The organism is Aquisalinus luteolus, from assembly GCF_009712425.2.
Classification (GTDB): domain Bacteria; phylum Pseudomonadota; class Alphaproteobacteria; order Caulobacterales; family Parvularculaceae; genus Aquisalinus; species Aquisalinus luteolus.
In genome coordinates this window covers 1621620-1637266 of the sequence record NZ_VCJR02000001.1, presented here as the reverse complement: position 1 = coordinate 1637266, position 15647 = coordinate 1621620, and the positions used below count along the sequence as shown (strand labels likewise).

The 15647-nt window shown below is 59.2% G+C and carries 13 protein-coding genes; 11 read left to right on the top strand and 2 right to left on the bottom strand.

The window, feature by feature from the left end; genetic code table 11:
* Positions 1-141: 141 nt before the first annotated feature.
* The 11 genes from FF098_RS07735 to FF098_RS07685 all read left to right on the top strand — a co-directional run bounded on the left by FF098_RS07735 (position 142) and on the right by FF098_RS07685 (position 12290).
* Positions 142-606: an Rrf2 family transcriptional regulator gene (locus FF098_RS07735; RefSeq protein WP_155139014.1), complete on the top strand. Its 465-nt coding sequence runs from the start codon at positions 142-144 to the stop codon at positions 604-606.
* A complete protein-coding gene (locus tag FF098_RS07730; RefSeq protein ID WP_155139012.1) occupies positions 603-1781 on the top strand; it encodes a cysteine desulfurase family protein in 1179 nt (392 codons plus the stop codon). The genes FF098_RS07735 and FF098_RS07730 overlap by 4 nt, the downstream gene beginning before the upstream one ends.
* A 12-nt stretch (positions 1782-1793) precedes the next feature.
* On the top strand, positions 1794-3350 hold the full coding sequence (gene sufB / locus FF098_RS07725; RefSeq protein ID WP_155139010.1) for a Fe-S cluster assembly protein SufB: 1557 nt from the start codon (positions 1794-1796) through the stop codon (positions 3348-3350).
* Positions 3350-4159 (top strand): LEM-3-like GIY-YIG domain-containing protein, encoded by an 810-nt coding sequence (locus FF098_RS07720; protein ID WP_373291482.1) that lies wholly within the window; start codon positions 3350-3352, stop codon positions 4157-4159. Before sufB ends, FF098_RS07720 begins: the two co-directional genes overlap by 1 nt.
* Positions 4153-4902 (top strand): Fe-S cluster assembly ATPase SufC, encoded by a 750-nt coding sequence (gene sufC / locus FF098_RS07715; RefSeq protein ID WP_155139006.1) that lies wholly within the window; start codon positions 4153-4155, stop codon positions 4900-4902. The genes FF098_RS07720 and sufC overlap by 7 nt, the downstream gene beginning before the upstream one ends.
* Before the next feature lie 3 nt (positions 4903-4905).
* A complete protein-coding gene (gene sufD, locus FF098_RS07710; protein ID WP_155139005.1) occupies positions 4906-6117 on the top strand; it encodes a Fe-S cluster assembly protein SufD in 1212 nt (403 codons plus the stop codon).
* Positions 6114-7349: a cysteine desulfurase gene (locus FF098_RS07705; RefSeq protein ID WP_155139003.1), complete on the top strand. Its 1236-nt coding sequence runs from the start codon at positions 6114-6116 to the stop codon at positions 7347-7349. Before sufD ends, FF098_RS07705 begins: the two co-directional genes overlap by 4 nt.
* Positions 7346-7765, top strand: a complete 420-nt coding sequence (locus tag FF098_RS07700; protein WP_229714542.1) for an SUF system Fe-S cluster assembly protein — start codon at positions 7346-7348, stop codon at positions 7763-7765. The genes FF098_RS07705 and FF098_RS07700 overlap by 4 nt, the downstream gene beginning before the upstream one ends.
* On the top strand, positions 7765-8139 hold the full coding sequence (locus FF098_RS07695) for a HesB/IscA family protein (protein WP_155139001.1): 375 nt from the start codon (positions 7765-7767) through the stop codon (positions 8137-8139). Before FF098_RS07700 ends, FF098_RS07695 begins: the two co-directional genes overlap by 1 nt.
* A 144-nt stretch (positions 8140-8283) precedes the next feature.
* Positions 8284-11133 (top strand): TonB-dependent receptor, encoded by a 2850-nt coding sequence (locus FF098_RS07690; protein ID WP_155138999.1) that lies wholly within the window; start codon positions 8284-8286, stop codon positions 11131-11133.
* 95 nt (positions 11134-11228) lie between these two features.
* The gene (locus tag FF098_RS07685; RefSeq protein ID WP_166426385.1) at positions 11229-12290 is read left to right on the top strand and encodes a phytase; all 1062 of its coding nucleotides are present in this window, start codon (positions 11229-11231) and stop codon (positions 12288-12290) included.
* 21 nt (positions 12291-12311) lie between these two features.
* Here the strand turns inward: FF098_RS07685 and FF098_RS07680 are convergent, their stop codons facing one another.
* Together FF098_RS07680 and FF098_RS07675 are read right to left on the bottom strand one after the other, a co-directional pair.
* Positions 12312-14381, bottom strand: coding sequence for a TonB-dependent receptor (locus tag FF098_RS07680; protein WP_155138995.1), 2070 nt, complete (start codon positions 14379-14381; stop codon positions 12312-12314).
* 98 nt (positions 14382-14479) lie between these two features.
* Positions 14480-15646 (bottom strand): trans-sulfuration enzyme family protein, encoded by a 1167-nt coding sequence (locus FF098_RS07675; RefSeq protein ID WP_155138994.1) that lies wholly within the window; start codon positions 15644-15646, stop codon positions 14480-14482.
* Position 15647: the final 1 nt, after the last annotated feature.

Here is a 15647-nt window from a genome sequence, read left to right as displayed (position 1 = left end):
CCGCTGGTTAATGTTGACTGTTCTGGTCAGGTTTCCTACATCCCGATCAAGGAAGAGCAGGGTGAAGCTGGTGCTATACCACGTTTTTTCCCGATTTCCACAAAAGACGGACAAGACGCACATTAAAGGAGTGTCCAGCAGATGAAACTGACCGCGAAAGCGCGCTATGCCGTGACGGCCTTGGCCGATATCGCCGCCTTTGGCGATGACGGGCCGGTGGCGCTGTCCGATATCGCGGCGCGTCAGGTAATCTCGGCGACCTTCCTGGAGCAGCTGTTCGCCAAGCTTCGCAAGGCCGGACTGGTCGAGAGCCGCCGCGGTGCGACTGGCGGTTACGTACTGACTGCCGCGCCCGCGGAGATCCGCGTGTCGGATATTGTCCGCGCGGTCGACGAGCCGATCCGCACCACCGCCTGTCAGCCGGGCGAGCATATCGGCTGCGCGGGGACGACAGCCCGCTGCCTGACCCATGACCTGTGGGACGAACTGGGCCGCCATATCGACGTCTTCCTGTCCTCGGTCACGCTGGCTGATATCACCGACAAAAAGGTGCTGGGCCGGGCCATGGTGGGTGAGCCGATCGAGGCGCTGGAGGTGGTGAAATGAGCCGACTTTTCCTCGACCATAATGCAACAACGCCGATCAAGCCTGCCGTGAAAGAGGCGATGATCGCGGCCATGGACGCCGGCAACCCGTCCTCCGTCCATGAAGAGGGCCGCAAGGCCAAGGCGCTGGTCGAGGCGGCCCGCGCCGATATCGCCGCTGCCTGCGATGCGCCGAAGGAGGGGATCATTTTCACCTCCGGCGGCACCGAGGCGATCAACATGGCGCTTTATGGCATGGCCCGTCGCGAGAAGGAGCCGGTGACCCGGCTGATCGTGTCCGGCATCGAACATAACGCGACCCTGCGCTGCGCCCGCGCGCTGGAAGCGGAAGGCCTCGCTCTGGAAATTATACCAACGCTCGCCGATGGCCGTTCCGATACGGACTGGCTGAAATCCCGCCTCGCGGACTATGACCCTGAAAAGGAAGGCGTTTTCATGGTTTGCCTGATGCTGGCGAACAATGAAACCGGCGTCATTCAGGACGTTTCCGGCGTCACCTCGGCTATCTTTGCCAAGGGCGGTTACCTGTTCGTCGATGCGGTGCAGGCATTTGGTAAAATGCCGATCAGTTTCAATAACTTGCAAGCTGATCTTCTGTCCGTCTCGGCGCACAAGATCAACGGCCCGAAAGGCGCCGGCGCGCTGCTGACCAAGCCCGCCGTGCCTCTCGCGCCGCTGGTGCGTGGCGGCGGGCAGGAGATGAGCCGCCGGGCCGGGACAGAGGGCATCATCACCATTGCCGGGTTTGCCGCCGCGGCGCGGGAGATCGATATCGATGGCGCCAAGCGCCTCGAAGCGATCCGCGACAGGATCGAGGCCGGGCTTAAGCAGATGGATATTCCGGGGCTGAAGATCTTCGGCGAGAACGCGCCGCGTGTGCCGAACACGACCTGTTTCGCCGGACCGGGCTTCCGGGCCGAGACCCAGATCATGGCCCTCGACCTCGCCGGGATCGCGATCTCGGCAGGCTCTGCCTGTTCCTCCGGCAAGGTGACGGCGAGCCATGTCACGACCGCCATGGGCGCGAGCCCACAGGAAGCGGAATGCTCGATCCGGGTCTCGCTGGGATTTGATACGCCGGACGATGCGGCAGAAATATTTCTGAAGGAATGGAGCGCGGCTTATGCCCGCGCCACAAAACGCGCCACGGCCGTCTCGGCCACAACGGCAGCGTAAAGGACGATTGAGATGTCACAGGTAAAAGAAACAGTCGTGAAGGAAGGGATCGACCAGGCCACGGTCGACGTGACCCGAGAGCTGGAGACCTACAAGCACGGCTTCATTACCGATATCGAGACCGAGAAGGCGCCAAAGGGCCTGAACGAGGACACGGTGCGCTTCATCTCCGCCAAGAAGGAAGAGCCGCAATGGATGCTCGACTGGCGGCTGGAGGCGTTCAAGCGCTGGCAGGAGATGGAGGAGCCGACCTGGGCCCACGTCAAATATCCGGCCATCGACTATCAGGACCATTATTACTACGCCGCGCCGAAGACCGGCTCGAAATATGAGTCCATCGACGACGTGCCGCCGGAAATCCTCGCCGATTTCGAGAAGCTCGGCATTCCGCTGAAGGAAGCCGAAGTGCTGCTCGGCGTCGAGGGCGCTGGCCAGACACCGGGCGAGGCACGCACCGATGCAGGTGTTGGCGGCGAAGGCACCGCCAAACAGAAGGTCGCCGTCGATGCGGTGTTCGATAGCGTGTCCGTCGCCACCACCTTCAAGAAGGAGCTGGAGAAGGCGGGCGTCATCTTCATGTCGATTTCCGAGGCTATCCGCGAGCACCCCGAGCTGGTGAAGAAATATATCGGCTCGGTCGTGCCAACGTCGGATAATTTCTTCGCGACGCTGAACTCGGCGGTCTTCTCCGACGGCACTTTTGTATACGTCCCGCCCGGCGTGCGCTGCCCGATGGAACTGTCGACCTATTTCCGCATCAACGAGGCCAATACCGGCCAGTTCGAGCGCACGCTGATCGTCGCCGACAAGGGCGCTTACGTCTCCTACCTCGAAGGCTGCACCGCGCCGATGCGCGACGAGAACCAGCTGCACGCTGCCGTCGTGGAACTGGTCGCGCTGGAGGATGCCGAGATCAAATATTCCACCGTCCAGAACTGGTATCCCGGCGACAAGGACGGCAAGGGCGGTATCTATAATTTCGTGACCAAGCGCGGCGACTGCCGCGAGGCGCGATCCAAGATTTCGTGGACGCAGGTCGAGACCGGCTCCGCCGTGACCTGGAAATACCCGTCCTGCATCCTGCGCGGCGACAACTCGGTCGGCGAGTTCTATTCGATCGCCATCACCAACAATCATCAGCAGGCCGATACCGGCACCAAGATGATCCATCTGGGCAAGAACACGACGAGTCGGATCATCTCCAAAGGGATCGCCGCCGGCTTCTCCGACCAGACCTATCGCGGGCTCGTCTCGGTGCACCGCAAGGCATCGGGCGTGCGCAATTTCACGCAATGCGACTCGCTGCTGATCGGCGACCAGTGCGGCGCCCACACCGTGCCTTACATTGAGGCGAAAAACTCCAGCGCCGTGCTGGAGCACGAGGCGACGACCTCGCGCCTGTCGGAGGACCAGCTGTTCTACTGCATGCAGCGCGGCCTGAACGAGGAAGAAGCGGTGTCGCTTCTGGTAAACGGTTTCTGCAAGGACGTTCTGCAGCAGCTGCCGATGGAATTTGCCGTCGAAGCCCAGAAATTGCTCGAGGTCAGCCTCGAGGGGAGCGTCGGGTGATGCTGAACCCGCTAAGAAAATTTGATTGTGGCGTCGCAGAGAAATTAGGCTGCTATGTTTATCGGTACGTACACCCTGAAAGCGGTGATACTTTTTATATCGGTAGAGGGCAACACGATAGAGTATTCCAGCATCTTGCCGATACTGAAAAAGCTATGCGGCTTGGCAAAACTTTGACCAGAAAAGAACAAGCCATTTCGGATGTTTGGGCATCAGGCAAAAACGTACACATCGTAATACAACAGCATTCGCTTTCGGATAATGAGGCGCGAGCAGTCGAGACGGCTCTTATTGATTTATATCCTTTGGCCATGAACGAGCGGAAAGGTGATCGCGATCGCAAATATGGCGCAAGTGATGTGGGAGAGCTAAACGCAGCCTTGTCACCGGAAGAGATTAAAATCGACTTCCCATGTATCGTTGTTTATCCGCGTGCCCGTTTTGCCGAAGCTAGGCCTACTAAGTTCAGTCTTATTGATGCGGATAAGTTATATGAAGTGTCCCGTTCTTCTTGGGTTTGTGATCCAACCAAAGAAAATAGAAGAAACATTCAGTTTGCTGTGAGTTTTGCCAATGGGGTCATCCGTGAAATTTACGAAATCACTAATTGGCATCAAGTTCAGTCTGAAAATAATCGGCGTAGATGGGAGTTTAATGGACTTCCAAGTTCTCAGTATCGAGAGTTTATAGGTAAGCGCTGGACGCCATTTGATGTAAGTTCACAGTGGCAATGTAAATGGTTGAATGAGAAAGATGCTTTGGGTCCGCCAGTTCCAGTTTTTAATATCGAAGGTGCAAGACTATGCTGAAAATCGAAAACCTGCACATCACCGTCGATGAGACGGAAATTCTCAAAGGGCTGTCGCTGGAGGTTCCGGCGGGTGAGGTTCATGCCATCATGGGGCCGAACGGTTCCGGCAAGTCGACCCTGTCCTATGCCATTACCGGGCGCGAGGATTACGAGGTCACCCATGGCGACATTACCCTCGACGGCGAAAGCCTGCTGGAGATGGACCCGAACGAACGGGCGGCCAAGGGCCTGTTCCTGTCGTTCCAGCATCCGCTGGAAATCCCGGGTGTCGCGACGATGAATTTCATCCGCACTGCCCTCAACGCCCAGCGCAAGGCGCGGGGCGAGAACGAAGTAACCGCCGCCGACTTCCTGCGCGCGATCCGCGAGAAGGCGAAGATCGTCGGCCTGTCGGACGAGAAATTGAAGCGCCCGTTCAATGTCGGCTTTTCCGGCGGCGAGAAGAAGCGCATGGAAATGCTGCAGATGGCGATGCTGGAGCCGCGCTTCGGCATTCTCGACGAGACGGATTCCGGCCTCGATATCGACGCGCTGAAAATGGTCGGCGAGGTCGTCAACGAGATGCGCGATGGCTCGCGCGGGTTCCTCGTCATCACCCACTATCAACGCCTGCTCGACTATGTGAAGCCGGACCGCGTGCATGTGCTCGCCGGTGGCCGCATCGTGGAGAGCGGCGGGCCGGAGATCGCCCGCGAGCTCGAAGAGCATGGTTATGACAAATATATTCAGAGTGCCGCATAAATCATGAGACCAAACCACCAGTTCACGGAATTCGAGAAAGCGCTGATTGCCTCGATGCCTGCAGAAGGCAGCGAGGTGGGCACTATCCTGTCCGATACCGGCCTGCCGTCGCGCCGCGACGAGCGCTGGAAATGGACCGATGTGCGCGCCGCCCTGCGCGAGGAAAAGCAGCCTTCAGTGCAGTCCGTCTCGTCCCGCGCGCCGCTGCTGGCGCTTGACCAGCCGATCGAATTCCTGTTCGCCAATGGCCATCTGTCCCAGGCTCCTGCAAGCCTGCCCGACGGCGTGACGCTGTCGCGCGGCGGCGGCTATCCACTGTTCCGGGAAAACCTGCCGAATATCGCGACGGAAAAGGCCGAGGCGACTTATGTGCTGACTGTGTCGGGCAAGCTCGACCGCCCGATCCATCTGCGCTTCCTGTCCGAGGGCAGCGGCATGCACCATACCAGCGTGCAGGTCGTGCTGGAGGAGGGCGCCGAGGCGAGTGTCGTGGAAAGCCTCGAAGGCGGCGAGGACGCGTGGTTCGCCAATGGTGTCATGCGCTTTACTCTGGCCAAGGGCGCGAGCCTTGAACGGCTGATCCTTCAGCAGGCGAATGATGACGCCGTGCAGGTGCACTTCGCCATGGCCAATCTGGCCGCTGAGGCGAACTTCACGCAAGGTACGCTCGGCTTCGGCTCGAAACTGTGCCGGCTGGAGACGCAGGTGCTGCATGAGGGCGAGGGCGCCCGGGCCGTGCTCAACGGGGCTTACCTGCTTTCCGGACGCCGCCATCTCGATAACACCACCGATGTCGGCCACACGGTGCCCGGCTGCGTGACCGAGGAGCTGTACAAGGGTGTGCTCGCCGACAAGGGGCGCGGCGTGTTCCAGGGCCGGTTCTATGTCGCCAAAGATGCGCAACAAACCGATGCCCGCATGGCGCATAACGCGCTGCTCCTGTCCGACGAGGCGGAGGTCGACGCCAAGCCGGAGCTGATGATCTATGCGGATGATGTTCAGTGTGCCCATGGCAATACCGCCGGGGCGCTCGACACAGAGGCGCTGTTCTATATGCGCCAGCGTGGCCTGACCGAGGCACAGGCCCGCGCCATGCTGGTGCAGGCTTTCGTCGCTGAGGCGTTCGAGCATATCTCTGACGACGACGTGAAAGCCCGCCTGACGGCGCTGATCGAGACGTGGCTGGATCAGCAGACTGATGGAGGAACGCGATGAGCTTCGACGTCACATCCTTCCGCGCGCAGTTCCCGATCCTGAAGACCGAGATTTACGGTAAGCCGCTGGCCTATCTCGACAATGCAGCCTCGGTACAAAAGCCGCAGATCGTCATTGACCGGATCAATGAGGTGCTGACCGGTGGCTACGCCAATGTCCATCGCGGGCTGCATTACCTGTCGAACAAGGCGACGGCGGATTACGAAAAGGCGCGCGACAGCGTTGCTAAATACGTCAACGCCGCTGACCGTGACGAAATCGTCTTCACCGCCGGCGGCACGGACGCGATGAACCTCGTCGCGCAGTCGCTGGGTGCCCCCTCTGACAGTAAATGGCATATAGGCGAGGGCGACGAGATCATCCTCTCCGTCATGGAGCATCATTCCAACATCGTGCCTTGGCACCTCTTGCGCGAGCGCAAGGGTGCGGTGATCAAATGGGTCGATGTCGACGATGACGGCAATATCGACCTTGAGGCGTTCAGGGCACACTTCACCGAGCGTACCAAGATCGCGTCCATCACCGGCCTGTCCAACGTGCTGGGTGCAACGCCGCCTATTAAAGAGATGGCCGCCATCGCCCATGAGCATGATGCGCTGTTCATGACCGATGGCTGCCAGCATGCCGTACACGGACCGGTGGACGTGCAGGCGCAGGGCATCGATTTCTATGTCCTGACCGGGCACAAGATCTATGGGCCCAATGGCATCGGCGCGCTGTATGGCCGCAAGGAGGTTCTCGCGACCATGCCGCCTTTCCGTGGCGGCGGCGAGATGATCGACACAGTCAGCATGGAAGAGGTCACCTATAACGATCCCCCGCACCGGTTCGAGGCGGGCACGCCGCCGATCACCGAGGCGATCGCGCTGGGCGCCGCGCTCGACTGGATGATGGAGCAGGACATTGACGGCCTGCGCGCCCATGAGCGGGCGCTGACCGACCACGCGATGGAAGCGCTGACCGGTCTCAACTGGATCGACCTTTATGGCAGCGCGGCAGACAAAGGCCCGGTGATCGCCTTCAACCTGAACGGCGCGCATCCGCATGATGTTTCCACCGTACTCGACCGGCAGGGCGTCGCCATTCGCGCCGGGCATCATTGCTGCCAGCCGCTGATGCGCCGCCTCGGCGTCACGGCGACAGGCCGGGCGAGCTTTGCCGCCTACAACACACACGAAGATATCGACCAATTCGTCAAGGCGCTGCACAAGGCGCAGGAGTTATTCGCATGAGCGACACGCACGACATGATCGACCTGAAGAAACCGGCCGAGCCAGCTGCCTCGGATATTCCGACGGAAGGCGCGGCCCTGTCAGGCTCGGGCAAGGAGATGAGCCAGGAAGAGATCGACAAGATCACGACCGAGATCGTCAAGGCGCTGAAGACCGTCTACGATCCGGAGATACCGGTTGATATCTATGAACTCGGTCTCATCTATAAGGTAGATTTCGACGACGGCTATGTTGAGGTCGAGATGACCTTGACCGCGCCGGGTTGCCCCGTGGCGGGCGAAATGCCGATCTGGGTCGAGAACGCCGTCACCGATGTGGAGGGCGTGAACAAGACGAAGGTCAACATGGTGTTCGACCCGCCCTGGACACCGGACCGCATGTCGGACGAAGCGAAGCTGGAACTGGGATTCATGTAATGGCACGAGTAAAGAAAAAAGCCGTCACGCTGACAGATGCCGCCGCCGGGCGCATGCGCGAGATCATGGACCAAGCTGCGGAGAATTATACCGGCGTGCGCATCGGCGTGAAAAACGGCGGCTGCGCCGGTATGGAATATACGATGGACTATGCCGAGGCACCGGAGCCCCTAGAAGAGGTGGTCGAGGAAAACGGCATCACCATCTATATCGATCCGAAGGCGATCCTTTTCCTGCTCGGCACCGAGATCGACTATCAGGTCGAAAAACTGTCGGCGAAATTCGTCTTCAACAACCCGAATCAGACCGATGCCTGTGGTTGCGGCGAGAGCGTGACGATCGTTCCGGTTAAACAGGAAGTCGCCGACGCCTAAAAAATTTTCCACCGCCAATCGCACCGTGTGCGCACTAGTGGCACAGTGTACGCTTTTGAAACGAAAGCGTCACGCAAGTGTCAATCCGGTGTAACAATACCGGCGCAATAGCCCCGCGTTAGAGTTTAACCGCAGGGGATATTGATGAAAAAGACTCTCGCCTTTCTGGGGGCTGCCTCCGTTTTTGCCTTGTCGACCGCCTATGCCGGCACGATCAACGGCACCGTCACCAACGCCAATGGCGACTATCCGCTTGCCGATGCCGAGGTCACCGTTCAGGAAACCGGCCGCAAGGTTACGACGCAGCGCGATGGTTCCTTCCGCCTGACCGGCCTGCCTGCCGGCGAGTATACGCTGATGATTTCCTATGTCGGCGGCGCGAACGAGATGGTCAGCGTCACTTTGGACAGCGATGCGGACACGGAAAACCTCGTTATCGCTTATGGCGCTGATTTCGAGACCGAAGACCAGATCGTCGTCATCGGCCAGCGCGGTGCCCTGAACAGCGCCCTGAACCAGCAGAAAAATGCAGACGGCGTTATCACCGTGCTTTCCTCAGACGCCGTTGGTCAGCTGCCGGACGAAAACGTTGCCGAGGCCGCCCGCCGTGCAGCCGGTGTCAACGTGTTGAACGACCAGGGCGAGGGGCGTTTCATCTCCATTCGCGGTCTCGATCCAAGCCTGAACTCCACATCCCTGAACGGCGTGCGCGTGCCGTCGCCGGAAGCAGATGCCCGCCAGGTGCCACTCGATGTCATCGATTCCGACCTCCTGAAGAACATCATCATCACCAAGACGCTGACGCCGGACATGGATGGCGACTCCATCGGCGGCAACATCGAAATCGAGACACTGTCCGGCCTCGACCAGAACGACATGCTGTTCAAGACAAAGCTCGGCACGGTCTACTCCAATATCCAGGAAGAATATGGCGAGAAGGCTTCCGCGACCTTTGCCAACAACTACATGGATGGCAAATTCGGCGTTGCCGGTTCCATCTCCTGGCAGAACCGTCCGTTCGGGTCCGAGAACAAGGAAAATGACGGCGAAGCGATCGAGGAGGGCGGTCTTGCCTATCCCGAAGAGTTCGAGCTTCGCGACTATCAGGTCACCCGCAAGCGCCTGTCCGCTGCCCTGAACCTTGATTATCAGCTCGATGATCGGAACCTTGTCTACCTGCACACGGTCTATTCCGAGTTTCAGGACCAGGAATTCCGTTCGCGTATCGAGGTGCCTTATGACGATCTCGACTTCGACCGTGCCGAAGGCGGCGTTGCTTATTTTGAGCAGGATGAATTCGAGGTCGACCGCGACCTGAAAGACCGCAAGGAAAAGCAAAATATCTATGCGATTGTCGCCGGTGGTGAACACCTGTTCGACCGCATGGTCTTCGACTGGTCGGCATCCTATTCCCATGCTGAGGAAAAAGAGCCGGAGCGTCTCGACACCAGCTTCCGGGCGGAGTTCGACGAGGACCTGATCTGGGCCGTCGATGTAACCGACCCGTCCTTCCCGGTTCTCGCTTTTGGCGATGCGGCGACAGAAACCGCCTTCTATGATGCGAGCAATTACGAGCTCGATGAACTGGAGCGCACCAACGGTATCACCGAGGACGAAGAGTTCACGCTGCAGGCCAATTTGCGTCGCGATGTCGATTTCGGCCGATATCCGGGCTATGTCAAATTTGGCGCGAAGATGAGCCAGCGTGATAAGGGCTATGAGCTGGATCTGGAAGTCTGGGAACCGGACTTCGACGTGACCCTGGCCGATGCAACGACCATGGTTGATTACGGCCTCGACAATTTCGGTCCGGCGGTAAATCCGACAGGCCTGCGTGACCTTTTCTTCGACAGGATCGATGAGTGGGAACTGAACGAGATCGACACGGCGATCAATTCCAATGTCAGTGATTACTCTGCCAACGAAGATATCTACGCTGCCTATGTTATGGGCAAGGTTGATATCGACAAGTTGCGGCTGATCGGTGGCGTGCGTGTCGAACAGACCGAATTCGATGCAACGGGCAATTCGGTGTTCCTCGCCGAGGAAGATTCGGAAGTGAATGGCGTAGTTCAGACAGAAGACACTGTCATCATTGAAGAGCTGAGCAGCGAAGATTCCTACACAGACTTCCTTCCGAGCTTTAATGCACGCTATGAAATCACTCCTGATTTCATCTCCCGTGCTGGCTACTACGCCTCTATCGTTCGCCCGAATATCGGCAGTGTCGTACCGTCTGTTGCGATTGAACAGAATGACGACAACGAAGTCGAAGCCGAGCTGGGCAATCCGGATCTCGACCGCCAGAAAGCGGATAACTTCGACTTCACCCTCGAATATTATCCAGGCAACAAGTCGGTCATTTCCGGTGGTATCTTCTACAAGACCATCGAAGACTATATCGTACCGGTCTATGTCGATGGCGACCTGCCGGATGATGCGGATCGCCTGAACGGTGTGCCCTTCGTGGACAATTACGACCTTTCCGCCGTCGAGGAGTTCCAGTTCACCTATGCGATGAACGTGGACGAGGCGACGCTGTTCGGGATCGAGTTGAACTACCAGCAGGCACTGGACATGCTGCCGGCTCCATTCGATGGCTTTATCATCGGTGCCAACTACACCTATGTCGACGGGGAAACGACTGTCGATGGTCGTGACCAGCCGCTGCCGCAGCAGTCCGAGAATGTCGGTAACCTGATCTTTGGCTATGACAAGGGCATCTTCGACCTGCGTCTCGCCATGTCCTATCGCGACGAATATATCGACGAGTATGGCCTCGATGGCGATCCGAACCGGGTCATCCTCGACCACACCCAGCTCGACTTCTCGGGCAAGGTGCGGATCAACGATCAGTTCAAATACTATCTCGACCTGAAGAACATCACCGACGAACCGTTCAAGGCGGTGTTCCGGGCCGAAGATGGCGATTACCTGTCGCAATATGAAGAGTATGGCTGGTCGGTCCAGACCGGTTTCACATTCACTTACTAATGGGGTAGGGGCCGGGCCTCCCTCCGGCCCTTTACTTTTCAAGCGGGGCGCGTCACCACCATGGGACGCGCCCTGACATTTCTGGAGAGATGAGAATGAAGAAGTTTTTCGGGATCAGCGCAATTGCGCTTCTTGCAGCCTGCGCCACCGACCGCGACGCGCTGGTCTATGATGACGCTCCAAACGTTCCGGTCGTCTATGCCAAGGCGGAGACCGTGCCGGTAGAATCGACCGATGATGCGGCGGATGATCCGGCGATCTGGGTCAATGCCGCTGATCCCGCGTCCAGCTATATTCTGGGCACGGACAAGCAGGCTGGCCTCGGCATCTACACCCTGTCCGGCGCGATCCAGCAATTCATCCCAGCGGGTCGGCTGAATAATGTCGATCTGCGCCAGGGCGTGACGGTCGGCCTGTGGGAAGGCGATCTTGGCGCCGCCACCAACCGTACGGATGATACGGTGACCCTGTTCAAGATCGACCTGGATGGCGGTGACGTGTTCGGGTCCTTCCCGGCTGACCTGCCGGAGCCCTATGGCATGTGCATGGGGCAGGTTGGCACGGACCTGATCGTCTTCATCACCTACAAGACCGGCGAGGTCGATGCCCACAAGCTGATCTCCTCCAATGGCGTGGAAACGCTGCAGGAGCGGATCGGCCGCATCAAGCTGGACACCCAGCTGGAAGGCTGTGTCGTTGATGATGCCACGGGCACGCTCTATATTGGCGAGGAAATGCGTGGCGTCTGGAAAACGGCGGTTGCGTCTTCCTCCGAGGGCCTGAAACATACGCCGCCGGAGCTGATCGACGAGATCGATGGCGCGTCGGGCATCACCGGCGATGTCGAGGGTGTCGCGCTCTACAAGAGCGATGCGGCGAGCTATCTCGTCATCTCTTCACAGGGCAATGACTCTTATGCGGTCTATGACCTTGACGGGGATAACAAATTCCGTGGGCGGTTCCGCATTGCCGCCAGCGAGGCAACCGGCATTGATGGTGCGCAGGAGACGGACGGTATTGCGGTCAGCTCCGCACCGCTGGGTCCGGACTATCCGGAAGGCGTGCTGGTCGCGCAGGACGGGTTCAACCGCGGCGCGACCCAGAACTTCAAGATCGTAGACTGGCGTGACGTGAAGGCGGCGCTGGGGCTGGAATAAGACGCCCGGCAGCGCCGGTTTCTAGAAACTGGTTTTCAGGACGAGCCGCGCCTGGCGCGGTTCGACCGGATGATAGTGAATATCGGCGACGGGGGATGCTTCTCCCGCCAACTGCGATTCATAAAAATAGGTGATGTCGTTATCCTCACTGTCGAACAGGTTGAGGATATCGAGACCGACACTGACCCTGCCGAAATCATAGGACGTGCCCAGATTGACCAGTGTTGTTGCGTCGCTGGTAACCGATCCGTCTTCCGTGAGCGGTGCCTCACCGAAATGGCGCACGCGCAGGCTGGCGGTCAGGTCACCCCATGTCGCGACGGCGCCGCCCCCGATGACACTCTCGACTGCACCGGGAATTTCATCGGCATCGCCGGGCTCATCCCTGTAGGACGCATCTGTGTAGGCGGCTGAGGCATCAAAAACGAGCCAGTCCGTCGCTTCCCAGAACAGTGTCGCCTCAACCCCTGTGCGCTCCGTTGCGCCGTTCGGTTCTGTCGTGCCTGCATCGCCGACAAAGACGAGCTCGCTGTCGAGATCGAGCTGGAAAAAGACCAGCGTTGCCTTGATCGGACCGTTCTCGAACCGGGCACCAATCTCGCTGCCTTGCGCGGGAACCAGCAGCTGAACGGGATCGACGGCCATGCCGTCATTGGGATCGACGCTGATCGTTGCGCCGCGGGCATCATTGGAGTGAAACCCTTCGCCGTAATTGGCATAGAGCTCCAGCACATCGGTTGCCCGCCAAGCGAGGGCAATACTGGGCGAGAACAGGGAATCGTCAGCATCGCCACTGTTTTGCGGTTCGCTGCGGGCATCGACCGACACATCGTAATAGTCGCCGCGCAGGCCGCCTATGGCGCGCAGGCGCGGGGTGAGCTGTATTTCCGCCTCGCCATACAGGGCAGCACTCATTTCCTCGACGCTATCGCGCCTGACGGTCGACAGGCGCTCGCGCATGGCGGTCCTGAACAGGCCGACGTCGCCGATATCGTCATAACGGGTCTGTGCGCCAAGGCGGACCGTGACCGGCATGTCGCCGAGACGGGTGGGGATGGCATGTTCGATGCTGCCGCCATAGACAGTGCGTTCGTCCAGCTGTTCGAATTCGTCACCATTGACCGGATCGTCGAGGAAATAGGTGAAGTTGGAGAACAGCTCCAGGTCATAGCTGAGCGCATAGAGATTGGCGTTGGTCGTCCGGTTGCCGTCATGGGCCCATTCGGCGGCACCGGTGATGCCATAGCGGCTTGTCGAGCCGCCTGCATCCGGTTCCAGGAAACCTAGCTGGTCGATCATGCCGCTTTCCACGGCGCGGGACGGGATCTGATCGGTCGAATCCCAGCTGGCGTCATAGCCCATCAGGGTGATTTCATACGCGGCGGATGGCGAACCCCAGCCGAGCTTTGCCAGCAGGTTAATTTTTTCGAGGTTCTCGTCCTTCACCCACGGGCCTTCATAGGTCTCGATTTCAGCAGCGAGGGTCAGGTCCTTACCACCGAGGTCATAGGAAGCGCCGCCAACCCCGCGCACAAAGCCGAATTCACCAAGCTGTAGCTCAGCAAAATTTTGCGGCAGGACGTCATAGGTTGAAAACGCTGCCGACCCGGCTGCGGAGAAGTCGCCCTTGTCGGCGAAATAGGGACCCTTTGAATATTCGACCCGCTCGATGATTTCCGGGATGATGAAGTTGAGGTCGAGATATCCCTGGCCGTGGCCATGGGTGCGCATGTTGACCGGCACACCATCGACGCTGGCGGAAAAGTCCGTACCGTGATCGAGATTGAAACCGCGCAGGAAATACTGGTTCGCCTTGCCCGTGCCGGAATGTTGTGTCGCGATCATGCCGGGTATGACTTCGACCAGTTCTCCTGGACGGGACAGCGGGCGGGTCGAGAAATCATCATACCCGACAACACCCTCCGAGGCGGCGCCGGCCTCGCCGATCAGGTCGATATCGCGGCCCCAGACAAAGATTTCGTCGCGATGTGGCTCAGTCTTCTCTTGTGTTTCCTGTGTCGTTCCTTGCGCAAATGCAGGCATGGCAAGGAAAAGCGTCGTCAGGCTGGCTGACAAAAATAATGGTTTCACGACGTTCCCCACCTGGTTGCTTGTTGTATCTACGCAAGACACTTAGGTCGGGTTTCGTTCATGGCGATAATTTCTGCCACTTTCGTGATGTGGTGCTCTCAGAGGCCTTCAAGTGCCTGTTCGAGATCACCAATCAGGTCGTCGCAATCCTCGACTCCGACGGAGATGCGTACGAGGCCATCGGCGATGCCCATTTCCTCGCGCCGTTCCTTCGGGATCGATGCATGGGTCATGATCGCCGGATGCTCGATCAGGCTTTCCACCCCGCCAAGGCTTTCGGCAAGAGTGAAAATCCGTACACGCTCAAGGAAGGTACGTGACGCCTCGAGCCCGCCTTTCAGGTAGATCGTGATCATGCCGCCGAAGCCATCCATCTGTTTCGTGGCGATGGCGTGTTGTGGGTGGCTTTCCAGGCCCGGATGCAGCACTTGCTCGACCGCCGGGTGCGCCTCCAGCCATTCGGCGATACGAAGGCCAGACTGGCAGTGGCGTTCCATGCGAAGGGCCAGCGTCTTGACCCCGCGCAGAGCCAGGAAGGAGTCCTGCGGGCCGAGCTGCGCGCCGACGGAGTTTTGCAGAAAAGCGAGCTTTTCGGCGCGCTCGTCATCCTTGACCACCAGCACGCCGGCGACGACATCGGAATGGCCGTTGAGGAACTTGGTCGCCGAATGCATGACAATATCCGCGCCAAGGTCGAGCGGGCGTTGGCAATAGGGCGAGGCGAAGGTGTTGTCGACACCGACGGTCACGCCCGCCTCATGCGCGATCTTCACCACGGCCTCGATGTCGATGACCTTCAGAAGCGGATTGGTCGGTGTCTCGATCCAGATCAGCTTCGTTTCCGGCCTGATCGCATCGCGAAGACTTTCCGGATTGGTCAAATCGACATAGGAGAAGGATGTATTGGCAGAGTCCTTCCGCACACGCTCGAACAGGCGGAATGTACCGCCATAGACATCGTCCGTGGCGATGATGTGGCTGCCTGCCGGGAACATTTCCAGCATGGTCGAGATTGCGCCCATGCCGGAGGCGAAGGCAAAGCCGCGCGTGCCGTTTTCGAGGTCGGCGATGCAGCGTTCATAGGCAAATCGTGTCGGGTTGTGACCGCGGGCATAGACGAAACCCTTGTGCTTGCCCGGGCTTTCCTGCGCGTAGGTCGAGGTCTGGTAGATCGGCTGCATCACGGCGCCGGTCGTCGGGTCGTGCTGCTGGCCGCCATGGATGACGCGGGTGGCAAAGGACGGGCGGTTTTTCTTCTCGGACATG

Coding starts and splice junctions, on each gene's coding strand:
- FF098_RS07735 (WP_155139014.1), top strand. CDS start 142: ATGAAACTGACCGCGAAAGCGCGCTATGCCGTGACGGCCTTGGCCGAT.
- FF098_RS07730 (WP_155139012.1), top strand. CDS start 603: ATGAGCCGACTTTTCCTCGACCATAATGCAACAACGCCGATCAAGCCT.
- sufB (WP_155139010.1), top strand. CDS start 1,794: ATGTCACAGGTAAAAGAAACAGTCGTGAAGGAAGGGATCGACCAGGCC.
- FF098_RS07720 (WP_373291482.1), top strand. CDS start 3,350: ATGCTGAACCCGCTAAGAAAATTTGATTGTGGCGTCGCAGAGAAATTA.
- sufC (WP_155139006.1), top strand. CDS start 4,153: ATGCTGAAAATCGAAAACCTGCACATCACCGTCGATGAGACGGAAATT.
- sufD (WP_155139005.1), top strand. CDS start 4,906: ATGAGACCAAACCACCAGTTCACGGAATTCGAGAAAGCGCTGATTGCC.
- FF098_RS07705 (WP_155139003.1), top strand. CDS start 6,114: ATGAGCTTCGACGTCACATCCTTCCGCGCGCAGTTCCCGATCCTGAAG.
- FF098_RS07700 (WP_229714542.1), top strand. CDS start 7,346: ATGAGCGACACGCACGACATGATCGACCTGAAGAAACCGGCCGAGCCA.
- FF098_RS07695 (WP_155139001.1), top strand. CDS start 7,765: ATGGCACGAGTAAAGAAAAAAGCCGTCACGCTGACAGATGCCGCCGCC.
- FF098_RS07690 (WP_155138999.1), top strand. CDS start 8,284: ATGAAAAAGACTCTCGCCTTTCTGGGGGCTGCCTCCGTTTTTGCCTTG.
- FF098_RS07685 (WP_166426385.1), top strand. CDS start 11,229: ATGAAGAAGTTTTTCGGGATCAGCGCAATTGCGCTTCTTGCAGCCTGC.
- FF098_RS07675 (WP_155138994.1), bottom strand. CDS start 15,646: ATGTCCGAGAAGAAAAACCGCCCGTCCTTTGCCACCCGCGTCATCCAT.